The organism is Variovorax sp. P4_B11, assembly GCF_056402355.1.
In genome coordinates, this window is record NZ_JBFUHO010000006.1 from 89,341 (window position 1) to 107,311 (window position 17,971).

14 protein-coding genes are annotated in these 17,971 nt (G+C 69.5%); 8 read left to right on the plus strand and 6 right to left on the minus strand.

The genetic code is table 11. The annotated features are described in order from the left end of the window. The first annotated feature begins 12 nt into the window (after window positions 1–12). From AC1DYD_RS08610 to AC1DYD_RS08640, 7 genes are all read left to right on the plus strand, one after another. A complete protein-coding gene (locus tag AC1DYD_RS08610; protein WP_478172330.1) occupies window positions 13–927 on the plus strand; it encodes a dihydrodipicolinate synthase family protein in 915 nt (304 codons plus the stop codon). A 47-nt stretch (window positions 928–974) separates the two neighbouring features. Then, window positions 975–2,108: a branched-chain amino acid ABC transporter substrate-binding protein gene (locus tag AC1DYD_RS08615; RefSeq protein WP_478172331.1), complete on the plus strand. Its 1,134-nt coding sequence runs from the start codon at window positions 975–977 to the stop codon at window positions 2,106–2,108. An 11-nt stretch (window positions 2,109–2,119) separates the two neighbouring features. Beyond that, window positions 2,120–3,055: a 4-hydroxyproline epimerase gene (locus tag AC1DYD_RS08620; protein WP_478172332.1), complete on the plus strand. Its 936-nt coding sequence runs from the start codon at window positions 2,120–2,122 to the stop codon at window positions 3,053–3,055. 10 nt (window positions 3,056–3,065) lie between these two features. Beyond that, window positions 3,066–4,169 (plus strand): NAD(P)/FAD-dependent oxidoreductase, encoded by a 1,104-nt coding sequence (locus AC1DYD_RS08625; protein ID WP_478172333.1) that lies wholly within the window; start codon window positions 3,066–3,068, stop codon window positions 4,167–4,169. After that, complete coding sequence (locus AC1DYD_RS08630; RefSeq protein WP_478172334.1) at window positions 4,166–4,432, plus strand: (2Fe-2S)-binding protein; 267 nt, start codon at window positions 4,166–4,168, stop codon at window positions 4,430–4,432. Before AC1DYD_RS08625 ends, AC1DYD_RS08630 begins: the two co-directional genes overlap by 4 nt. 154 nt (window positions 4,433–4,586) lie before the next feature. Beyond that, entirely contained in the window at window positions 4,587–5,870 is a 1,284-nt protein-coding gene (locus AC1DYD_RS08635) for an FAD-dependent oxidoreductase (RefSeq protein WP_478172335.1), read from the plus strand. A gap of 44 nt (window positions 5,871–5,914) precedes the next feature. Further along, window positions 5,915–6,586 (plus strand): GntR family transcriptional regulator, encoded by a 672-nt coding sequence (locus tag AC1DYD_RS08640; protein WP_478090393.1) that lies wholly within the window; start codon window positions 5,915–5,917, stop codon window positions 6,584–6,586. Window positions 6,587–6,713: 127 nt separating this feature from the next. Here AC1DYD_RS08640 and AC1DYD_RS08645 read toward each other — a convergent pair whose 3' ends face one another. From AC1DYD_RS08645 to AC1DYD_RS08670, 6 genes are all read right to left on the minus strand, one after another. After that, a complete protein-coding gene (locus AC1DYD_RS08645; protein WP_478172336.1) occupies window positions 6,714–12,779 on the minus strand; it encodes a hybrid sensor histidine kinase/response regulator in 6,066 nt (2,021 codons plus the stop codon). A gap of 16 nt (window positions 12,780–12,795) precedes the next feature. Next, window positions 12,796–15,117 carry a methyl-accepting chemotaxis protein gene (locus AC1DYD_RS08650; protein WP_478172337.1) on the minus strand — a complete coding sequence of 774 codons (2,322 nt, stop codon included), beginning with the start codon at window positions 15,115–15,117 and terminating at the stop codon, window positions 12,796–12,798. Window positions 15,118–15,156: 39 nt separating this feature from the next. Then, window positions 15,157–15,699, minus strand: a complete 543-nt coding sequence (locus tag AC1DYD_RS08655) for a chemotaxis protein CheW (protein ID WP_478172338.1) — start codon at window positions 15,697–15,699, stop codon at window positions 15,157–15,159. 19 nt (window positions 15,700–15,718) lie between these two features. Continuing rightward, a complete protein-coding gene (locus AC1DYD_RS08660) occupies window positions 15,719–16,084 on the minus strand; it encodes a response regulator transcription factor (protein WP_028249487.1) in 366 nt (121 codons plus the stop codon). Next, on the minus strand, window positions 16,084–16,479 hold the full coding sequence (locus AC1DYD_RS08665; protein WP_286370044.1) for a response regulator: 396 nt from the start codon (window positions 16,477–16,479) through the stop codon (window positions 16,084–16,086). Before AC1DYD_RS08665 ends, AC1DYD_RS08660 begins: the two co-directional genes overlap by 1 nt. A 76-nt stretch (window positions 16,480–16,555) precedes the next feature. Then, window positions 16,556–16,726, minus strand: coding sequence for a rubredoxin (locus tag AC1DYD_RS08670; protein ID WP_081781356.1), 171 nt, complete (start codon window positions 16,724–16,726; stop codon window positions 16,556–16,558). A 111-nt stretch (window positions 16,727–16,837) separates the two neighbouring features. On the opposite strand from AC1DYD_RS08670, the gene thiD reads away from it, so the two are divergent. Beyond that, window positions 16,838–17,803, plus strand: coding sequence for a bifunctional hydroxymethylpyrimidine kinase/phosphomethylpyrimidine kinase (gene thiD, locus AC1DYD_RS08675; RefSeq protein WP_478172339.1), 966 nt, complete (start codon window positions 16,838–16,840; stop codon window positions 17,801–17,803). Window positions 17,804–17,971 lie beyond the last annotated feature (168 nt).

Genomic DNA, 17,971 nt, shown 5'->3' on the forward strand with positions numbered 1-17,971 from the left:
AGGAGCACCGCAATGACCCATCCCCGCTGGCAAGGCATCTTCCCTGCCGTCACCACCAAGTTCCACGCCGACGAGCGCATCGATGCCGAAGGCACCGCGAAGCACATCGACTTCCAGATCCGCAACGGCGTCCACGGCATCGTCACCTGCGGGTCGCTGGGCGAAGCCAGCACCCTGACGCTCGAGGAAAAGCTGGACGTCGCGAGGATCGCGCTGGACGCGAGCGATGGCCGCGTGCCGGTGCTGGCCAACGTCTCCGAGACCAGCACGCGCGAAGCGCTGCGCTACATCGACGGCGCCAACAAGCTCGGCGTGGCCGGTTTCATGGTGATGCCCTCGGTCATCTACGTGGCCGACGCGCGCGAAGCCATGCTGAACGTGCGCACCATGGCCAACGCAGCGCAACAACCGGTGATGGTCTACAACAACCCGATCGCCTACCGGGTCGACCTGTTGCCCGCGCACATGGCCGAACTGGCCGACTGCGAATGGATCGTCGCCATCAAGGAAAGCTGTGGCGACACCCGCCGCATCACCGACCTGCGCAACCTGCTGGGCGACCGCTACCAGTTGTTCCTCGGCGTCGACGACCTGGCCTTCGAAGGCCTGGCGCTGGGCTGCGATGGCCTGCTGGCGGGCGTCGGTTGCACCTTCCCGCGCGAAACCGTGGCGCTCTACGATTTGATGAAGGCGGGCCGCTTTGCCGAAGCGCTCAAGCTGTACCAGTGGATGACGCCGATGCTGCACCTGGACGTCTCGACCAAGCTGGTGCAAAACCTCAAGCTGATCGATCTGCTGGCCGGTGTCGGCACCGAGCACATGCGCCGCCCGCGCCTGCCGCTGGTCGGCGAAGAGCGGGCGTTCATCGAAAAGGTCGTCAGCCAAGCGCTCGCGACACGGCCGCCCGAGTACCGGTCGGTCAGCTGAATCCGTTCCAAGCCGCCCATTCACCGCCTCCCACCCAAGGAAAAAGCATGAAGACCGTCGCACACACGATTCCGCTTCTCGGCCTCGCCGCACTCGCCCTCGCGGGTCCCGCGCAGGCCCAGGAGCAGGTGGTCAAGATCGGCCACAGCGGTCCGCTGTCGGGCCCCAACGCCTATGCGGGCAAGGACAACGAAAACGGCGCGCGTCTCGCCATCGAGGAGCTCAACGCGAAGAAGATCGTGGTCGGCGGCAAGACGCTGAAGTTCGAGCTGCATTCCGAGGACGACCAGTGCGACGCCAAGACGGGCGTCAGCGTCGCTCAGAAGTTCGCGGACGAGGGCGTCAAGTTCGTCATGGGGCCCTACTGTTCAGGCGTGGCCATTCCTGCTTCGCGCGTCTACAGCGACGGGGGTGTGCTGCTGTCCACCGTGGGCACCAACCCCAAGGTGACGCAGGGCGGCTACAAGAATCTCTACCGCATCATCGCGAGCGACAACCAGATCGGCTCCGCCATGGCGGTCTATGCGGCCAAGGTACTCAAGGTGAAGACGGTGGGCGTGATCGACGACCGCACCGCTTTCGGCCAGGGCCTGGCCGAGGAGTTCACCAAGGAGGCGAAGGCGCAGGGCCTCAGCATGGTGCGGCAGGAGTTCACCACCGACAAGGCGGTCGACTTCACCGCCATCCTGACCAACCTGAAGGCCAGGCAGCCCGAAGCGATCTTCTTCGGCGGCTATGCACCGCAGGGCGCACCCATGGCGCGCCAGATGAAACAGCTCGGCATCGCCGCGAAGCTGCTCGGCGGCGACACGCTGTGCAGTCCGGAAATGGGCAAGCTGGGCGGCGATGCGGTCAACGACACCGTCTTCTGCGCCCAGGGCGGTTCGATCCTCGAGAAGGCGGTGAGCGGCCCGGCCTTCAAGGCGAAGTTCAAGAAGCGCTTCAATGTCGATGCCGACGCCTATGCGGCCTCGTACTACGACCAGCTCATGTTCATCGGCGAATCCATGCAGAAGGCCAACTCCGTCGACCCCGACAAGGTGGGCGCGGAGCTTTACAAGGCGACCTACAAGGGCGTGGCTGCCAGCTACAGCTACGACGACAAGGGCAACCTGAAGCAGGCGCCCATCACGGTGTTCACCTTCAGGAACGCCGCGCCGGTGCCGCTCGACAGCTACTGAGGACCACGGCCATGCAACGCATCCAGGTCATCGACTCACACACGGGCGGCGAGCCCACGCGGCTGGTCATCGGCGGGTTTCCCGCTCTCGGCAGCGGCACCATGGCCGAACGCCGCGCGCTGCTGGCCGGCGCGCACGACGCGTGGCGCCGCGCCACGGTGCTGGAGCCGCGCGGCAGCGACGTCGTGGTCGGCGCGCTGCTGTGCGAGCCCGTGGCATCCGATGCCGCGGCGGGCGTGATCTTCTTCAACAACGCGGGCTATCTCGGCATGTGCGGGCACGGCCTCATCGGCCTGGTCGCGAGCCTGGCGCACATGGGCCGCATCGGCGCCGGCAGCCACCGCATCGAGACGCCGGTGGGCACGGTGACGGCGACGCTGCACGACGACGGCCAGGTCAGCGTGCGCAACGTCGCCGCCTACCGGCACCTGCATCAGGTCGCGGTGGCCGTGCCGGGCCATGGCACGGTGCACGGTGACGTGGCCTGGGGCGGCAACTGGTTCTTCCTGGCGAGCGATCATGGGCAGCGCGTGGCGAGCGACAACCTGGCCGCGCTCACCACCTACGCGTCGGCGCTGCGTCATGCACTGGCGACGCAGGGCATCCAGGGCGCCGATGGCGCGGAGATCGACCACATCGAGCTGTTCGCCGACGACGACCAGGGCGCAGACAGCCGCAACTTCGTGCTCTGTCCCGGCCTGGCCTATGACCGCTCGCCGTGCGGCACGGGCACGAGCGCCAAGGTCGCCTGCCTCGCAGCCGACGGCAAGCTCGCACCCGGCAAAGTCTGGCGCCAGGCCAGCGTGATCGGCAGCCGCTTCGAGGCCAGCTACGAACTGGCCGATGGGCGGGTCGTTCCGACCATTCGCGGCCGCGCCCACATCAGCGCCGAAGCCACGCTCCTGATCGAGGATGACGACCTCTTCGGTTGGGGCATTCAACTCTGAAGACGCGCAGATGAAAGCCGACGACGTTCTTGTCATTGGCGCCGGCATCGTGGGCGCGGCCTGTGCCCATGCACTGGCTCAGGCCGGCCTTCAGGTGAGAGTGGTCGATGCCGGCCTGGGCGGAGCGACCGGCGCCGGCATGGGCCACCTGGTGCTGATGGACGACAACCCGGCCGAACTCGCACTCTGCCGGCACTCGCTCGCGTTGTGGCATGCGCTGGCGCCGCGGATGGGCAGCGACTGCGCGTTCACGCGCTGCGGCACGCTCTGGCTGGCCGCCAACGACGACGAAATGGCGGCAGCCGAGGACAAGCGCACGCGCCTTGCCGATCACGGCGTCGGCTGCCGCATGCTGGGGGCCGACGCGCTGGCCGCGGCCGAGCCCGCGCTGCGTTCCGGTCTGGCGGGCGCACTCGAGGTGCCCGGCGACAGCATCGTCTATGCGCCCAACGCAGCGCGCTGGCTGCTCGCGCACACCGACGGCCGCGTCGAGGTCGAACGCGCCGAGGTGGTGGCGATCGAAGAGGACGGCGTCCGGCTCGCCGACGGCAGCCGCCGCCATGCGCCCCACATCCTGCTGGCCAACGGCATCCAGGCCACCACGCTGTGCCCGGAACTGCCGATCAGGCCCAAGAAGGGCCACCTGTTGATCACCGACCGCTACCCCAGCACCGTGCACCACCAGCTGGTCGAACTGGGCTACGTCACAAGCGCCCACCACAGCGAGGGGCCTTCGGTCGCGTTCAACCTGCAACCCCGACCCACCGGCCAGTTGCTGTTGGGCTCCTCGCGCCAGTTCGACACCACAGACCCTGCCGTGGAAGCGGCCATGCTGGCGCAGATGCTGCAGCGCGCACTGGGCTACATGCCGGGCCTGGCGGAACTCAACGCGATCCGCGCCTGGACCGGGCTGCGCGCCGCCACGCCCGACGGACTGCCGCTGCTGGGCCGGCATCCCCGGCATGACAGGCTCTGGCTGGCCGTCGGCCATGAAGGACTGGGCGTCACCACGGCCACCGGCAGCGCCGATCTGCTGGCCGCTCTCATGACCGGAGGCGCGCCGGCTTTCGACCCCGCGCCCTACGCCCCGACGCGCTTCCTGGAGGCCGCATGACGACGACGGCGCCAGCCATGCTGGCCCTGCACATCGATGGCTGGCCGGTGTCCGTACCCGCGGGCAGTTCGGTCGCGTCGGCACTGCGCATCGCCGACGCCTGCGGCCTGGGAACCGCGCGCCATTCGGTGCGGGGCGAGGCTCGTGCGCCTTTCTGCGGCATGGGCATCTGCCAGGAATGCCGGGTCGACATCGATGGCCGGCGACGCCTGGCCTGCCAGACCGCTTGTGCCGAGGGCATGCGGGTGGAGACGCTGCGATGAAACCCACCCCCGTTGCTGGCTCACTTCGTGTAGCCGCCTCCCCCTCAAGGGGGCAACACCAGCGGCCCGGCGGAGCCGGTTCCGCGGTGTTCCTGGCCTCTGGCTGCGCCGGTTTCATGCGTCGCGGGTCACGCGATCGCATGGTGGAAAATTGATGAGCGCGCTGACCGAGCACTGCGACGTGCTGATCATCGGCGCAGGGCCGGCTGGCATGGCCGCGGCCGTGGCCGCAGCGCCCAGCGGCGCCCGCATCGTGGTGGTCGACGACAACCCGGCGCCGGGCGGCCAGATCTGGCGCGACGGACCCGGCGCGCACCGGCCTGCGGCAGGCGTGAAATGGCGCGACGCGGTCTCCCGTTGCACCCACGTGCGAATCTGCAGCGGGACGCGCATCGTCGCCGCGACCGCGCCGAACGAACTGTTGCTGGAGGATGCGCAACGCGGCTGGCGGCTGCGATGGAAGAAGCTCATCCTGTGCACCGGCGCCCGCGAATTGCTGCTGCCGTTTCCGGGCTGGACGCTCCCCGGCGTGACCGGTGCGGGCGCGCTGCAGGCCCTCATCAAGTCCGGCTTGCCCGTGGCGGGCGAGCGCATCGTGGTGGCCGGCAGCGGCCCGCTGCTGCTGGCCGCCGCAGCCGCCGCCCGCCAGGCCGGCGCGCAGGTCGTGCGCATTGCCGAACAAGCCGGCTTCGCAGCGGTCGCCGGGTTCGCGCTGCGGCTGGCCGGCTGGCCGGGCAAAGCCGTGCAGGCCTTGCCCCTGGTCGACCGGCAATACCGAACCGACGCGCAGGTCGTCGCGGCCCTGGGCAGCGGCCGGGTCCGCGCAGCGCGCATCCAGCGCGGCGGCCGCCAGACGGACATGGCCTGCGAACGCATCGCCTGCGGCTTCGGTCTGGTGCCGAACACGGAGCTCGGCCGGGCGTTGGGCTGCGCCCTGGCGCCGGTCGCGGGCGGCATGCAGGCGCTGGCAGTCGATGGCATGCAGCAGTGCTCGGTCGCCGACATCTACGCGGCGGGCGAGTGCACCGGCATCGGCGGCAGCGAGCGCGCGCTGGTGCAGGGCTCGATCGCCGGTCACGCGGCTGTCGGCCATGTCGCCGCGGCGCAAGCCTGCGGGCCCGAACGCGCGCGCTGGAACGCCTTCGCCGCGCAGTTGCAGCGCAGCTTTGCGCTGTCCCCCGTACTCAAGCGCTTGCCGACTCCCGACACGCTCGTTTGCCGCTGCGAAGACGTGCCGCTTGCGGCACTGGCGCCCTGCGCCGGCTGGACCGAAGCCAAGGTGCACAGTCGCTGCGGCATGGGCGCATGCCAGGGCCGTGTCTGCGGTGCGGCGGCGCAGTTTCTCTTCGGCTGGACAGCGCCCGAACCGCGCCCCCCGTTCTCGCCGGCCCGCATTGCGACGCTGGCGGGCATGTCGAATCCCGACGCCGAGGGATAGACGGACAATTCCCCGCAAACTCCCACAGCACGCCGCCTCCGACCATGCCCCTCGCCTTGAAATCGTCCCAAGCGACCGCACCCAAGCGGCGCGCGGCGGATTTGGCCTATGACGCCATCGAGACGCTGATCTCGACACTGCAACTCGAGCCCGGCAGCCCGGTGGTCGAAGCCGACATCGCCGACTCCACCGGTCTCGGCCGCACCCCGGTGCGCGAAGCGCTGCTGCGCATGATCTCGATCGGCCTCATCGTGCAGCAGCCCCGACGCGGACTGCTGGTCTCCCAGATCGTTCTGGCGGACCATCTCGACGTGGTCCAGACACGCAGGGTGCTCGAAAACCTGATCGCCGCCTGCTCGGCGCGCCGCGCCACCGTCGTCCAGCGCAAGGAAATCGTGCGCTGCGCCGAGCGAATGGTGAAAGCGGCCGCGCGCGGCAACCTCGACGACTACATGCTGGCCGACCAGGAACTCGACCAAGCCAATCATCGGGCGAGCCACAACGACTCCGCGGTGAAGGCCGTCGTGCCGTTGATCGTCCAGTGCCGGCGCTTCTGGTATGCCTACCAGCATGAAGGCGACATCACCGAAGGCGCGAACGCGCACATGGAGCTTGCCCAGGGGATTGCGACCTGCGACGAAGCGGCGGCGGTCGCCGGCGCCAATCGGCTGATGGACTACCTGGAGCGATTCGCGCGTCGGGTGATCGACAAGTAGCGCGCCGATTTCCTCGGCTTGACGATGCTCCAGCCCGGAGCAAGCGCATCGATGCCATGTTGGCCGAGCACGGCACGACGCCCGGGGCGCAGGCTGCCCGGCGTGCAGGTCTTGTGACCGGCCTTGCTCAGGCCGCCAGCACCGCCGGCAGTTCGACCCCGGTGTAGCTGCGCACCAGCCGCAGCAGTTCGTCTTCCGAGTAGGGCTTGCCGAGGTAGTGGTTCACGCCCAGCGCCCGCGCGTGGTCGTGGTGCTTCTCGGCGATGCGCGAGGTGATCATGATGATCGGCAGGTCGGCCAGCGACCGGTCGGCGCGGATGTTGCGCGCCAGATCGAAGCCGTCCATGCGCGGCATCTCGATGTCCGACAGGACGACCGCCGGCCGCTCCTGCTGCAGCCGCTCGAGCGCCTGCAGGCCGTCGGCCGCCAGCGCCACGCGGTAGCCTTCGCGCTGCAGCAGGCGCTGCGTGACGCGCCGCACCGTGATCGAGTCGTCCACCACCAGCACCAGCGGCACCTGCGGCACCAGCGGCGGCAGCGCGGCCACGGGCTCGGCACCGCGCACCGCCGGCTGGCGGCGGGCGGCGGCCTGGAATTCGCGCGCCTTCTCGCCATGCACCGCGGCCAGCGCCACGGGGTTGTAGATCAGCGCCACCGCGCCCGAGGCCAGCACCGAGATGGCGGCCATGCCCGGCAGCCGCGACAGCTGCGGGCCCAGGTTCTTGACCACCACTTCCTGGTTGCCCAGGACTTCGTCCACGTGCAGGGCGACGCGCTGCGCCGCGCTTCGCACGATGACGATGGTGTTGGCCTTGGCCGGTGCCCGCTCGCTGCGGGCCGAGGACCGCAGCAGCGCCCCGGCCCAGTAGAAGGGCACCTGCTCGCCGCCGAAGGGATAGCGCTGGTCGAGGTAGGCGGACTCGAGGTCCGAGGCACTCGCGCGCAGCACCAGCTCGACCAGATTGGAAGGCACGCCGATCGTGGTGCCGCCGGCGCGCAGCATGACCACGTGCGTCACCGCGGTGGTCAGCGGCAGCACCAGCTTGAAGACCGTGCCCTGGCCAGGCTGGCTGTGGGTCTCGATGCGGCCGCCGAGCGCGGCGACTTCGGCCCGCACCACGTCCATGCCGATCCCGCGGCCGGCCAGCTCGGACACCTGTTCGGCGGTCGAGAACCCCGGCTGGAAGATCAGTTCGGCGGCTTCCGCCGGGCTCAGCTGCTGGCCTTCGGCCACCAGGCCGAGCGTCCGGGCGCGCGCCACGATCCGCTCATGGTTCAGGCCGGCGCCGTCGTCGCGGAAACTCACCGAGACGTCGTTGCCTTCATGGTGCAGCTCGATGACGATCAGGCCGCTGGCGTCCTTGCCGGCCCGTTCGCGCACCGCCGCATCCTCGATGCCGTGCGCCACGCAGTTGCGCAGCAGGTGCTCGAAGGCGGGCGTCATGCGGTCCAGCACACCGCGATCCATCTCGATCGAGCCGCCGGTGATGTCCAGCCGCACCTGCTTGCCGGTGTCCTTGGAAGCCTGGCGCACCACGCGGTAGAGCCGCTCGGAAATGCCCTCGAACTCCACCATGCGCGTACGCAGCAGCCCGCGCTGCAATTCGCGTGTCTGGCGCGCCTGGGCGCTGAGGTCGTCCTCGGTCGCCTGCACCGTCTTCTGCAGCGTGCGCTGCACGGTCGCCACGTCGTTGACCGACTCGGCCATCATGCGGGTCAGTTCCTGCACCCGCGTGAAGCGGTCGAACTCGAGCGGGTCGAAGCCCTGCTGCGAGTCCTTGGCCTGGGCCAGCCGCGACTGCATCTGGCTCTCGGCCTGGACTTCGATGTCGCGCAGCTGCTGACGCAGGCGGTCGAGGTTGCCGGTCAGGTCGCTGAGCGAACTGCGCAGCTGGCCGATCTCGGCTTCGAGCCGCGACCGCGTGATGATGACCTCGCCGGCCTGCGCCACCAGCCGATCGAGCAGGTGGGTGCGGATGCGCACCGCCTGGCTCGAAACGGCGCGCAGCGGCGTCAGCGCCGATGGCGACGGCACGGCCACCGTGCCGCGCGCGGCGACCGGTCCGGCCTCGGCCACGGCCGCTTCCGGCGGCACGGCTTTCGCGACTTCGGCGGGCAGCGCTTGCTCGATCCTGGGCGCGACCGGCAAGGGCGGCGCAGCGACGGCACGCTGCACCAGCTCGGTCTGGATCGCGTCGTCGGCGGCGCGCAGCGCATCGAAGGTCGCCTGCAGCGTGTCGAAGCGTGTCAGCAGCTGCTCGATCGACGCCCGGTCGGCGCCCATGGCGCCGAGCGATTCGATCTCCGATTCCATGCGGTGCGCGCGCTCGCCCAGGCGCATCGCGCCGGCCAGCCGGGCACTGCCCTTGAGCGTGTGCAGGGTCCGCAGCATGGACGCGCGCGGCGCGGGATTCTCGGGATGCTGCGCCCATTCGCGCAATGCGGCACCGAGCGCCGGCAGCAACTCGGCCGCCTCTTCCTCGAAGATCGGGAACAGATCGACGTCGACCGCGTCGGCAACGTCGATGGCATCCTCGCCGTCGTCGAGCGCCACGTCGGCCATGGCGTCGCGCACCAGGTGCGGATAGGGCGGACGGGCCTCGGCCGCTTCAGCCGGCAGCATCGAGGCCGCGACCTCGCGCAGCGCCCGCAGCGTGCCTTCGACCGGATCCTTGAGGACACCGGCCGCGAACTGGTGCAGCAAGCGGCGCAGCTCCTCGGCGGCGCCGACCAGCACCGCGCCCTGCTGGGGCGTTCCGCGGCCCTGCATCTGCAGGTGCTGCAGCGCGGCCTCGAGCAGGCGCGCCATGCCCGACAGGCTGTGGAATCCGACCGTCGCCGAACTGCCGGCCAGCGAATGCGCCAGCCCGATCGTCGAGTCGGACACCCGCTGGTGCGATTCGAGCGCCCATTCGCCGACCTCGGTGGCCAGTTGGCGCGACCACTCGTCGGCTTCGTTGAGATAGACGTTGTAGAGCGCGATGCCGATGCGCAGCGGCCCGATGACCTTGACCTGCTCCTCGGCGCTCGGCAGGGCCGGGCGTTCGGGCTCGAACTCGAGCGGCGGCACGGCGGCCGGTGGCTCGATCGCAGCCACCACGGACGCGGCGACAGGTTCTGGTTCTGGTTCTGGTTCTGCGTCCGCTACCGGTTCGGGCTCGGTTTCCGGCCGAAGCTCTTCTTCGGCCGCTTCCGCGACCGGCGCCAGCGCCAACCCTTCGATCACCGGTTCGACCTCGACCTCGACATGCGCGGCCTGCGGTGCCTCGGCCGGGGCTTCGGGTTCCAGCCGCAACGAGAAGTCCAGGGCCGGCTCGGCTTCCCGCGGCGCTTCCGGTTCCGGCACCGCCGCCGGTTCAGACTGCACTTGCGGCGCGTAGGCCGCGGGCTCGAGCGAGGTGTGCGCGGTCTCGAGGAAATCGACCTCCTCGAGCGCGCCCAGGTCCACCGGCGCTTCTTCCGGCGCCGGGCTGCCGTCGAAATCGAGAAAGTCGGTCGAGACGAAGTCGTCCGGCACGCGCACTGCCTCCAGCGCCTCGCGAGAGGGCTCCCTCAGGATCGCTCCGGCGTCGGGCGCTTCGGCGGACGGCGTTGCCGTTGCCGGCTCCTCGGCCGGCGGCAGGTCGAGCGCGATCGGACCGAGTTCCAGATCGGGAAGCGGCGGCAGCACCGCGGGCGCCGCGGCCGGCGGCGGCGCCTCCGCCAGCGTTTCGGCGGCGATGTGGCGAGCCGCCGCCACCAGCGTGTCGGCATCGGCCACGCGCGGCGCGGCCATCAGCGGCTCGCCGGTGCGCAGCGCCTCGGCCATGTTGCGCAATGGCGCCGAATGCCAGCCGTGCGGCTGCTTGGCGGCGATCGCTTCCACCCATTTCGCGAAATCCGTCAGCGCACTGCGGGTGCCGGCGACCAGTTCCGGCGTGGCCGGCCGCTGGTCGGCCAGCCAGGTGTTGAGCACCTGCTCGAAGGACCAGGCGGCTTCGCCGAAATCCATCAGCCCGACCATGCGCGAGCTGCCCTTGAGCGTGTGGAAGGCGCGGCGCAGCACCGTCAGTTCGCCGTCGTCGTCCGGACGGGACGACAGCGCCGACACCGCGGCCAGGCCGTTGTGCAGCACTTCGCGCGCCTCGTCCAGGAAAATGTTCTGGAGGTCGTCCTCCTCGAGCTCGGTGACCTCGGTGTCGGGCAGCAGCCCTTCGAGCGGCGCCGGGCCGGTGATCTTCGCGGTCCAGTTGGCGGTCGCGCGGCTGAATTCCTCGAGCGGCGACGGCGCCGGCTTGCTGCGGCTGCCCGGGGCCGCGAGCGCCGCCAGCTTGGCGGCGATCTGCGCATCCACCTCTTCGACGCTCAGCACGGTCTCGGTGACGGCGACCGGCCCCGAGGCCGAGGCGAAGGACACCGGCGCCGCGGCGGCTTCCGGCGCGCCGGCCTCGGCGCCCTGGCGTCCCATCAGGGGCTTGAGCTCGCCGAGTTCGGCATCGAACACGAACAGCCGCTTGGCCAGCGCCGGCTGGTAGCTCAGCATGTCGATCAGGAAGCCCAGCGCGCCCAGGTTGTTGCCGAGCGAATCGAAGGCGCGGATCTCGTCGGCCGGGGATTCCTCGGCCAGCAGTTGGTCGACGTTTTCGCGCATGCGCTGGACGGTCTGCGCGGCCTGGTCGAGGCCGAGCACCGAGAACACGCCGCGCATCTGCAGCAGTTGGGTCGGCACGGTGCGCAGCAGGCCCTTTTCTGCCGGCCGGCGGAAGAACTGGTCGAGCGACTTCTCGAGCTCGCTCAGGTGGCTGCGCAGCTCGCCGACCACGGTGCCCATCGTCTGGCGGTCGCTGACGCGGCGGTAGAGCTCCTCCATCCAGGGCTCGAGCGGCTCCGAACGGCCACCTTCTCGGGCCCGCTCGATGCGGCCCGCAAGCTGAACGGTGCGGGCGGTGAGCTGGCGGTCGTGCGGATCGAGGTCCTCGAAGGCCGCCTCGAGATACAGCACCGAGGTCGCGACTTCCATCGCCAGTTCGGTCGCCGGCGGCTGGCCCGAACGCAGCGAGGCCTCGACGGCGTTGTTGAGCGCCTGCACCATCGGTGCGCTCGGCGGGTGCAGTTTCTGCAGCGATTCACCCAGCTGGACGAAGGTGTCGGCGACCTGCCGCGTGCGGCCCACGTCGCCGCCCGAGAGCGCAGACCACATTTCCTTGGCCGACTCGATGCGCTTGCGCGCCTGCGCCAGCACCACCGGGTCGAAGCGGCCGAATTGCTCGATCGTGTAGTCGACGGTCTGTTCGTTGGCAACCCCCCAGGCGTTGCGCACGGCGCGCAGCGTGGCGGCCTCGTCGCGCGGGCCCGGCACGGCCTGCGCACAGAAGAACAGCAGGTCCTGGCCCAGCCGGTCGGACACGGTGTTGTCGCCGCGCGCCAGGGTGGCGTACTGCAGCAGCACGCGCGAGGCAGCGCGCTTGACGTGCGCGTCGGCCGGAACCAGCGCCAGCGCCAGCGCTTCGAAGAAGCCGGCCGCCAGGGTCCAGAAACTCGCGACGCGCGGAATCGACGCACCACGCCCGAGCCCGAGGCACAGGGCCTGCAGCCGGCGGGCCGCATGGTCGTCACCGCTCTTGACGACCTTGAGCACTTCGCGGTCGAGCTTGGAGCGGACGGCCGGGTCATAGACCAGCGCGGTCTGGGTCGGCGCCGGCTTGATCTCGACCCAGCGCCAGGTCATGCTCCAGAGGTCGGCCGGGTGCACCCGCTCGTTGCCGACCAGTTCGAGCACCTCGCGGTACTGCGGGAACAGCGCCACCGAGGAGACCACCTTGCCGGCGATCATCGCGTTCAGGAAGTCGGCGACCGCGAAGCCGGCGCGATCGATCTTCTGGACCGCGGCCTCGGTGCAGCGCAAGGGCTCCGTGGCGAAGCTCTGGACCGCGAACTCCATCGCGCCCAGCACCAGGGCCGGCGCCGTATGGCCCACCATCTGCAGCGCGCCGACCGCCTGGTGCAGGTGCAGGCGCGCCTGGCGCAGCGGCGCGGTGTCGAGCTCGGAACCCGGCAACGCGGTGGCGGCTTCGCGGGCGAAGCGGTGCAGCGTCTTGCCGACACCGTCCAGCGTCTTCTGGATTTCTCCCAATACCCAGGCCAGTGGCCCAAGATCCTCGGTGGCCGGCGCGTTGCCGGCTGTGTGGGCGGTGGCGGGGCTTTGGATCGACACGTTGGGCGCTCGGCGTTCAGGCAATCTTGAAACGAGACACGGACTGGCGCAACTCTTCGGCCATGTGCGAGAGCTCGCGCACCTGCTGCGCGGTGGTTCGCGTGCCCTCGCCGGTCTGCTCGGTCACGGCGAAGATGTGCTGGATGTTGGCCGCCACCACGTTGGCCGAATCGGCTTCGCGGGAGGCGGATTGCGAGATCTGCTCGATCAGCTCGGCGAGGCGGCGCGACACGCGGTCGATCTCCGACAGCGCGGTGCCGGCGTTGTCGGACAGCTTCGCCCCTTCGACCACACCCTGCGTGGAGCGCTCCATGGCGCCCACCGCATCCTGGGTGTCGGTCTGAATCGCCTTCACCAGCGCCGAGATCTGGCGGGTCGCGTCGGCGGAACGTTCGGCCAGCCGCTGCACTTCCTCCGCCACCACCGAGAAACCGCGACCGGCTTCACCGGCCGAGGCGGCCTGGATGGCGGCGTTGAGCGCCAGCACGTTGGTCTGTTCGGTAATGTCCGAGATCAGCTCGGTGATTTCGCCGATCTCCTGCGAGGATTCGCCGAGGCGCTTGATGCGCTTGGAGGTTTCCTGGATCTGGTCGCGGATCGAGTTCATGCCGCCGATCGCGTTCTGCACCGCCTGCAGGCCCGACGAGGCGGCTTGCAGCGACTGCCGCGCCACCGTGGCCGATTCCTGCGCCTGCGAGGACACGCCGTTGATGCGCTCGGCCATGGTCAGCACCGACTGGCCGGTTTCGCGGATCTCGCGCAGCTGTTCGGTCGAGGCCGCCAGCAGCTCGGTCGAGGTGCTTTCCACCTGCGAGGTGGTCTGCGCCACGCGGGTCGCCGTGTTCTGCACGTTGCCGACCAGCAGGCGAAGTTCTTCCACCGTGTAGTTCACCGAGTCGGCGATCGCGCCGGTGATGTCCTCGGTCACCGTGGCTTCCTGCGTCAGGTCGCCTTCGGCCACCGTCTGCAATTCGTTCATCAGCCGAAGAATGGCGGCCTGGTTGGCGGCGTTGACGCGGCTCGCGTCCTCGCTCACGCGCTCGGCCTCGACCCGGTCGCGCTCCGCCGCGGCGGCACGTTCGCGGCCTTCGCGCACCTGCACGAAGCCGATCGCGCCGGCCAGCGCCAGGGCGGCCAGCGACAGCACGAACAGCATCACCACCGTGCCGGCGCCGAGACCGGTGCGGGCCGAGAGCTTTTCCTGCAGGTCGCCGAGCGCGGTGCGCAGCGGTTCGCTGTCGGCCAGGATCGCGGCCTGCGCTTCGCGCGCGGCGACCAGGCCCTGCAGGTTGCCCAGGATGGCGCCGGCCTGCGTGCGGGTCGATTCGTAGGTCTTCAGGATCGCTTCGAGCTGCTGACGCGTCTGCGCGTCGCGCGTGCCCGGCAGGCGCTGCTGCGGGCTGCCGTCGAGCAGGCCGCGGGTGATTTCCTGGAAGCTGTTCAGGTCCTTGCCGAGCAGGAACACGGCGTCGGGGCTCACGCCTTCGACCGTCAGGAACTCGTTGGCCGACTTGCCGATGCGCTGGGTCAGCATCACGAGCTGGCCGGCGGCCGATATCTCCGGAATGGTCGCGCTCTGCTGCATCTTGAGCGAGGCCACGGTCTCGGCCATCTCGAGCAGGTCCGACGACTGGCGGTTGATGTCGCGCAGCGCGGTGCCGACCTGCGTCAGGATCTTCTGCTGCGCCAGCACGGCCTTGGCGCTCTTGTCGGCGCGGTCGACCAGCGGTGCGATCTTGCCGAGCTCGGAGTCGTACTGGCTGCCGACGCGCTCCAGCTTGAGCGCATCGTCGCCGTTCGACAGGCCCTGCACGCGGCGGGTCAGGTCGTCGGCGCTGTCGCGCACTTCGGCGAAGGCGGCGACGTTGCCGACCAGCGCCTGCGACACCGACTTGGCAAGGCGCTGCGACTGCATCAGCGACTGGCCGGTGGCCGCCACCTGCTGGGCCAGGCGTTCGGCGCGCAGGATGGCGGAGCCGGCGACCAGCAGCAGCAGCAGCACCACGCCCGCGAGGGCCAGCGCGAGAATCCGCTGCTGGCGCGCCGGGCTGGCGCGTTGCGACCGCCTCGAACGCGCGACCGGCGGCGGCACCACGCCCGCGTCGCCCTCCGGCGGCACGGCTTCCGCGCTCTGCACCGCGACGTCGGCGGCCTGCGCCACCGGCGCAGCCTCGGGCTCGGCCATGGCGTCGCGCCGCAGGGGCTCGACCCTGTCCTCGCCCGTCTGCACGGTTTCGATGCTGTCCAGCGACAGGGTGGCTGCGCTGTCGCCACCCACGGCCACGCTGTTGCCGCCCTGGGGCAGGAATTTCTTGAACTTGTCGGCGATCGAGCTCACGGTCGGTCCTTCAGGTTGTAAACGGTGCTCGGCTGGCCTTCAGGCGCCGATGCTCAGGAACTGGGGATGCTGCGAAAGCGCCTGGAGGTTGATTTCCTGCCAGTGGCCGCCTGCGGCGTCGGTGTACGAATGTCCGAGCCAGGGCGGGGATTCGTCCCGCGGCGCCTCGGAGGCGACGAAGGCGTCGACGCCGCGCAGGCCGACCAGGCGGTCGATCAGCAGGGCGCAGTTGACTTCCAGCATCTCGTTGAGCGCAACCAGCCGGGACTGGGCGCGGGTCGCTTCGTTCAACACCGGCGCCACGGCGGCACCGGCGGCACCGGCGGCGAAGCCCGCCAGCTGCACGACGCCGTAGAGCCCGCCGCGCAGGTTGGCCACGCCGAGGAACCAGGGCTCGGTGTAGGGCACGGACTGCGGCGCCACCCAGGGAAAGATCTCGCCGGCGTGTCCGAGCGGAAACAGGTACTTCGATTCGCCCGCCTCCACCGCGAGCCACGAGGCAGAGACATCCGAGGTGCGCGCGGCCTGCAGGCGGCTGGCGAGCCGGGACTGGAAAGCGCGGAGAGCGTCGCGGTTGGCCATGGGCGAACGGATCGATCGATCAGGCCAGGGCGCTGATCTTGGCCATCAGCTCGGCGGCGTTCACCGGCTTGACGATGTAATCGCGCGCGCCCTGGCGCATGCCCCAGACGCGATCGGTTTCCTGGTTCTTGCTGGTGCACAGGATGATCGGCACCGCCGCGTACTGCGGGTTGCGGGCGATGGCGCGCGTGAGCTGAAAGCCGTTCTGGCCCGGCATCACGACGTCCATCAGGATCAGGTCGGGCTGCTCTTCCTCGAGCCGGCGCATGGCGTCGTCCGCGTTCTCGGCCGTCTTGACCGAGAAGCCGTTCTTCTGGAGCAGGTCGGTCAGGAACACCAGTTCCGTCTTCGAATCGTCGACCACGAGCACTTTGCGAATCGCCATTACTGGGCTTCCTGAACGAGACCGAACTGCTGCACGGCATGCAGCAGCTGGTCCTTGGTGAAGGGTTTGGTGAGGTAGTCCTGCGAGCCGACCATGCGACCGCGCGCCTTGTCGAAGACGCCATCCTTGGAGGACAGCATGACGACAGGGACGTTGGAGAAGGTGGCGTTGCGCTTGATGATGGCGCAGGTCTGATAGCCGTCGAGCCGCGGCATCAGGATGTCGCAGAAGATCAGGTGCGGTTTGTGGTCGTTGACCTTCGACAAGGCGTCGAAGCCGTCTTCGGCCAGCAGGACTTCGTGGCCGCCCTGCTTGAGGAAGATCTCGGCGCTGCGCCGAATGGTGTTGCTGTCGTCGATGACGAGCACCTTGTAGCCAGATCCATTCGCGCTCATTTCGCACCGCTCCTTGTGACACTTGTCGACCGCTGTACCCATCAGAGGCACAGGAAGCGCGGCCCTATGCCATGCTTCAGATCTCAACCATCTCGAAATCTTCCTTGCGTGCCCCGCATTCCGGGCAGGTCCAGTTCATCGGAACATCCGCCCATGCCGTGCCGGCCGCAATACCATCTTCCGGCACACCGACCGATTCGTCATAGATCCACCCGCAAATCAGGCACATCCAGGTTTTCGTATTCATCGCAGCTTAAGGTCCCTGTTCATCAAATGCAACGATCGTATCCAAACGTATCAGCAAATCACGTGACAAGCGTCTCAGATATGCCACCATCCAGTGAGCCCTGATTTGAGTATGAAAACTTACCTACTACCACCAGAGCACGATCGCAAAACCAGTGATCTTAGCGACCCCTCGGACGAGGAAGAAGTCGCGGAAGGCGATTTGAATCCGCCCTGCGTGCTGGTCTTCAATGCCAGCGACCCGAGCGGGGCCGGCGGCCTGGGCGGCGACGCCCTGGCCATGGCCTCGGTCGGCGCCCACATGCTGGCGGTGGTCACCGGCGCGTATGCACGCGACACGGCCGAGATCTTCGATCACTTCGCCTTCGACGAGGAGGCGGTGGCCGAGCAGGCGCGCTCGATCCTCGAGGACGTCGAGGTGCAACTGATCAAGGTCGGCTTCGTCGGCTCGCCCGAGAACCTCAGCACTGTGGCCGAGACCGCGACCGACTACCCCGAGGTGCCGGTCGTCGCCTACATGCCGAACCTCTCGTGGTGGGAGGACGCCGAGATCGAGGCCTACCTCGACGCCTTCCGCGAACTGGTGCTGCCGCAGACCACGGTGCTGGTCGGCAACCACAGCACGCTGTGGCGCTGGCTGCTGCCCGATTGGACCGGCGAGCGGCCGCCCACCGCGCGCGACATCGCGATGGCCGCGGGCGAGGTCGGCGTGCCCTACACGCTGGTCACCGGACTGATGCTGCCCGACCAGTTCATCGACAACGTGCTGGCCTCGCCGCAGGCGGTGCTCGCGAGCGAGAAGTACGAGCGGCTCGACGCCGTGTTCGCAGGGGCCGGCGACACCTTGTCGGCCGCGCTCGCGGCGCTGCTCGCGAGCGGCACCGACCTCGTCGCTGCCACCAGCGAGGCGCTGAGCTACATGGACCGCTGCCTCGACGCCGGCTTCCGTCCCGGCATGGGCCATGTGCTGCCCGACCGCCTGTTCTGGGCCCAGCCGGAGGAGGACGAGGGCGAGGACAATGACGACCTCGCGTCGCCGACCGACTTCGCCCTTCCCCCGCACGACACCAGGCATTAGCTCGCCCCCAGGTCGGGCTCACTGCGTGTAGCCCTCCCACCCCCTGCCGGGGGCAACACCAGCGGCCCGGCAAAGCCGGTTCCGCGGTGACAATGTTGCTCGCCCCCAGGTTGGGCTCACTGCGTGTAGCCCGCCCACCCCCTGCCGGGGGCAACACCAGCGGCCCGG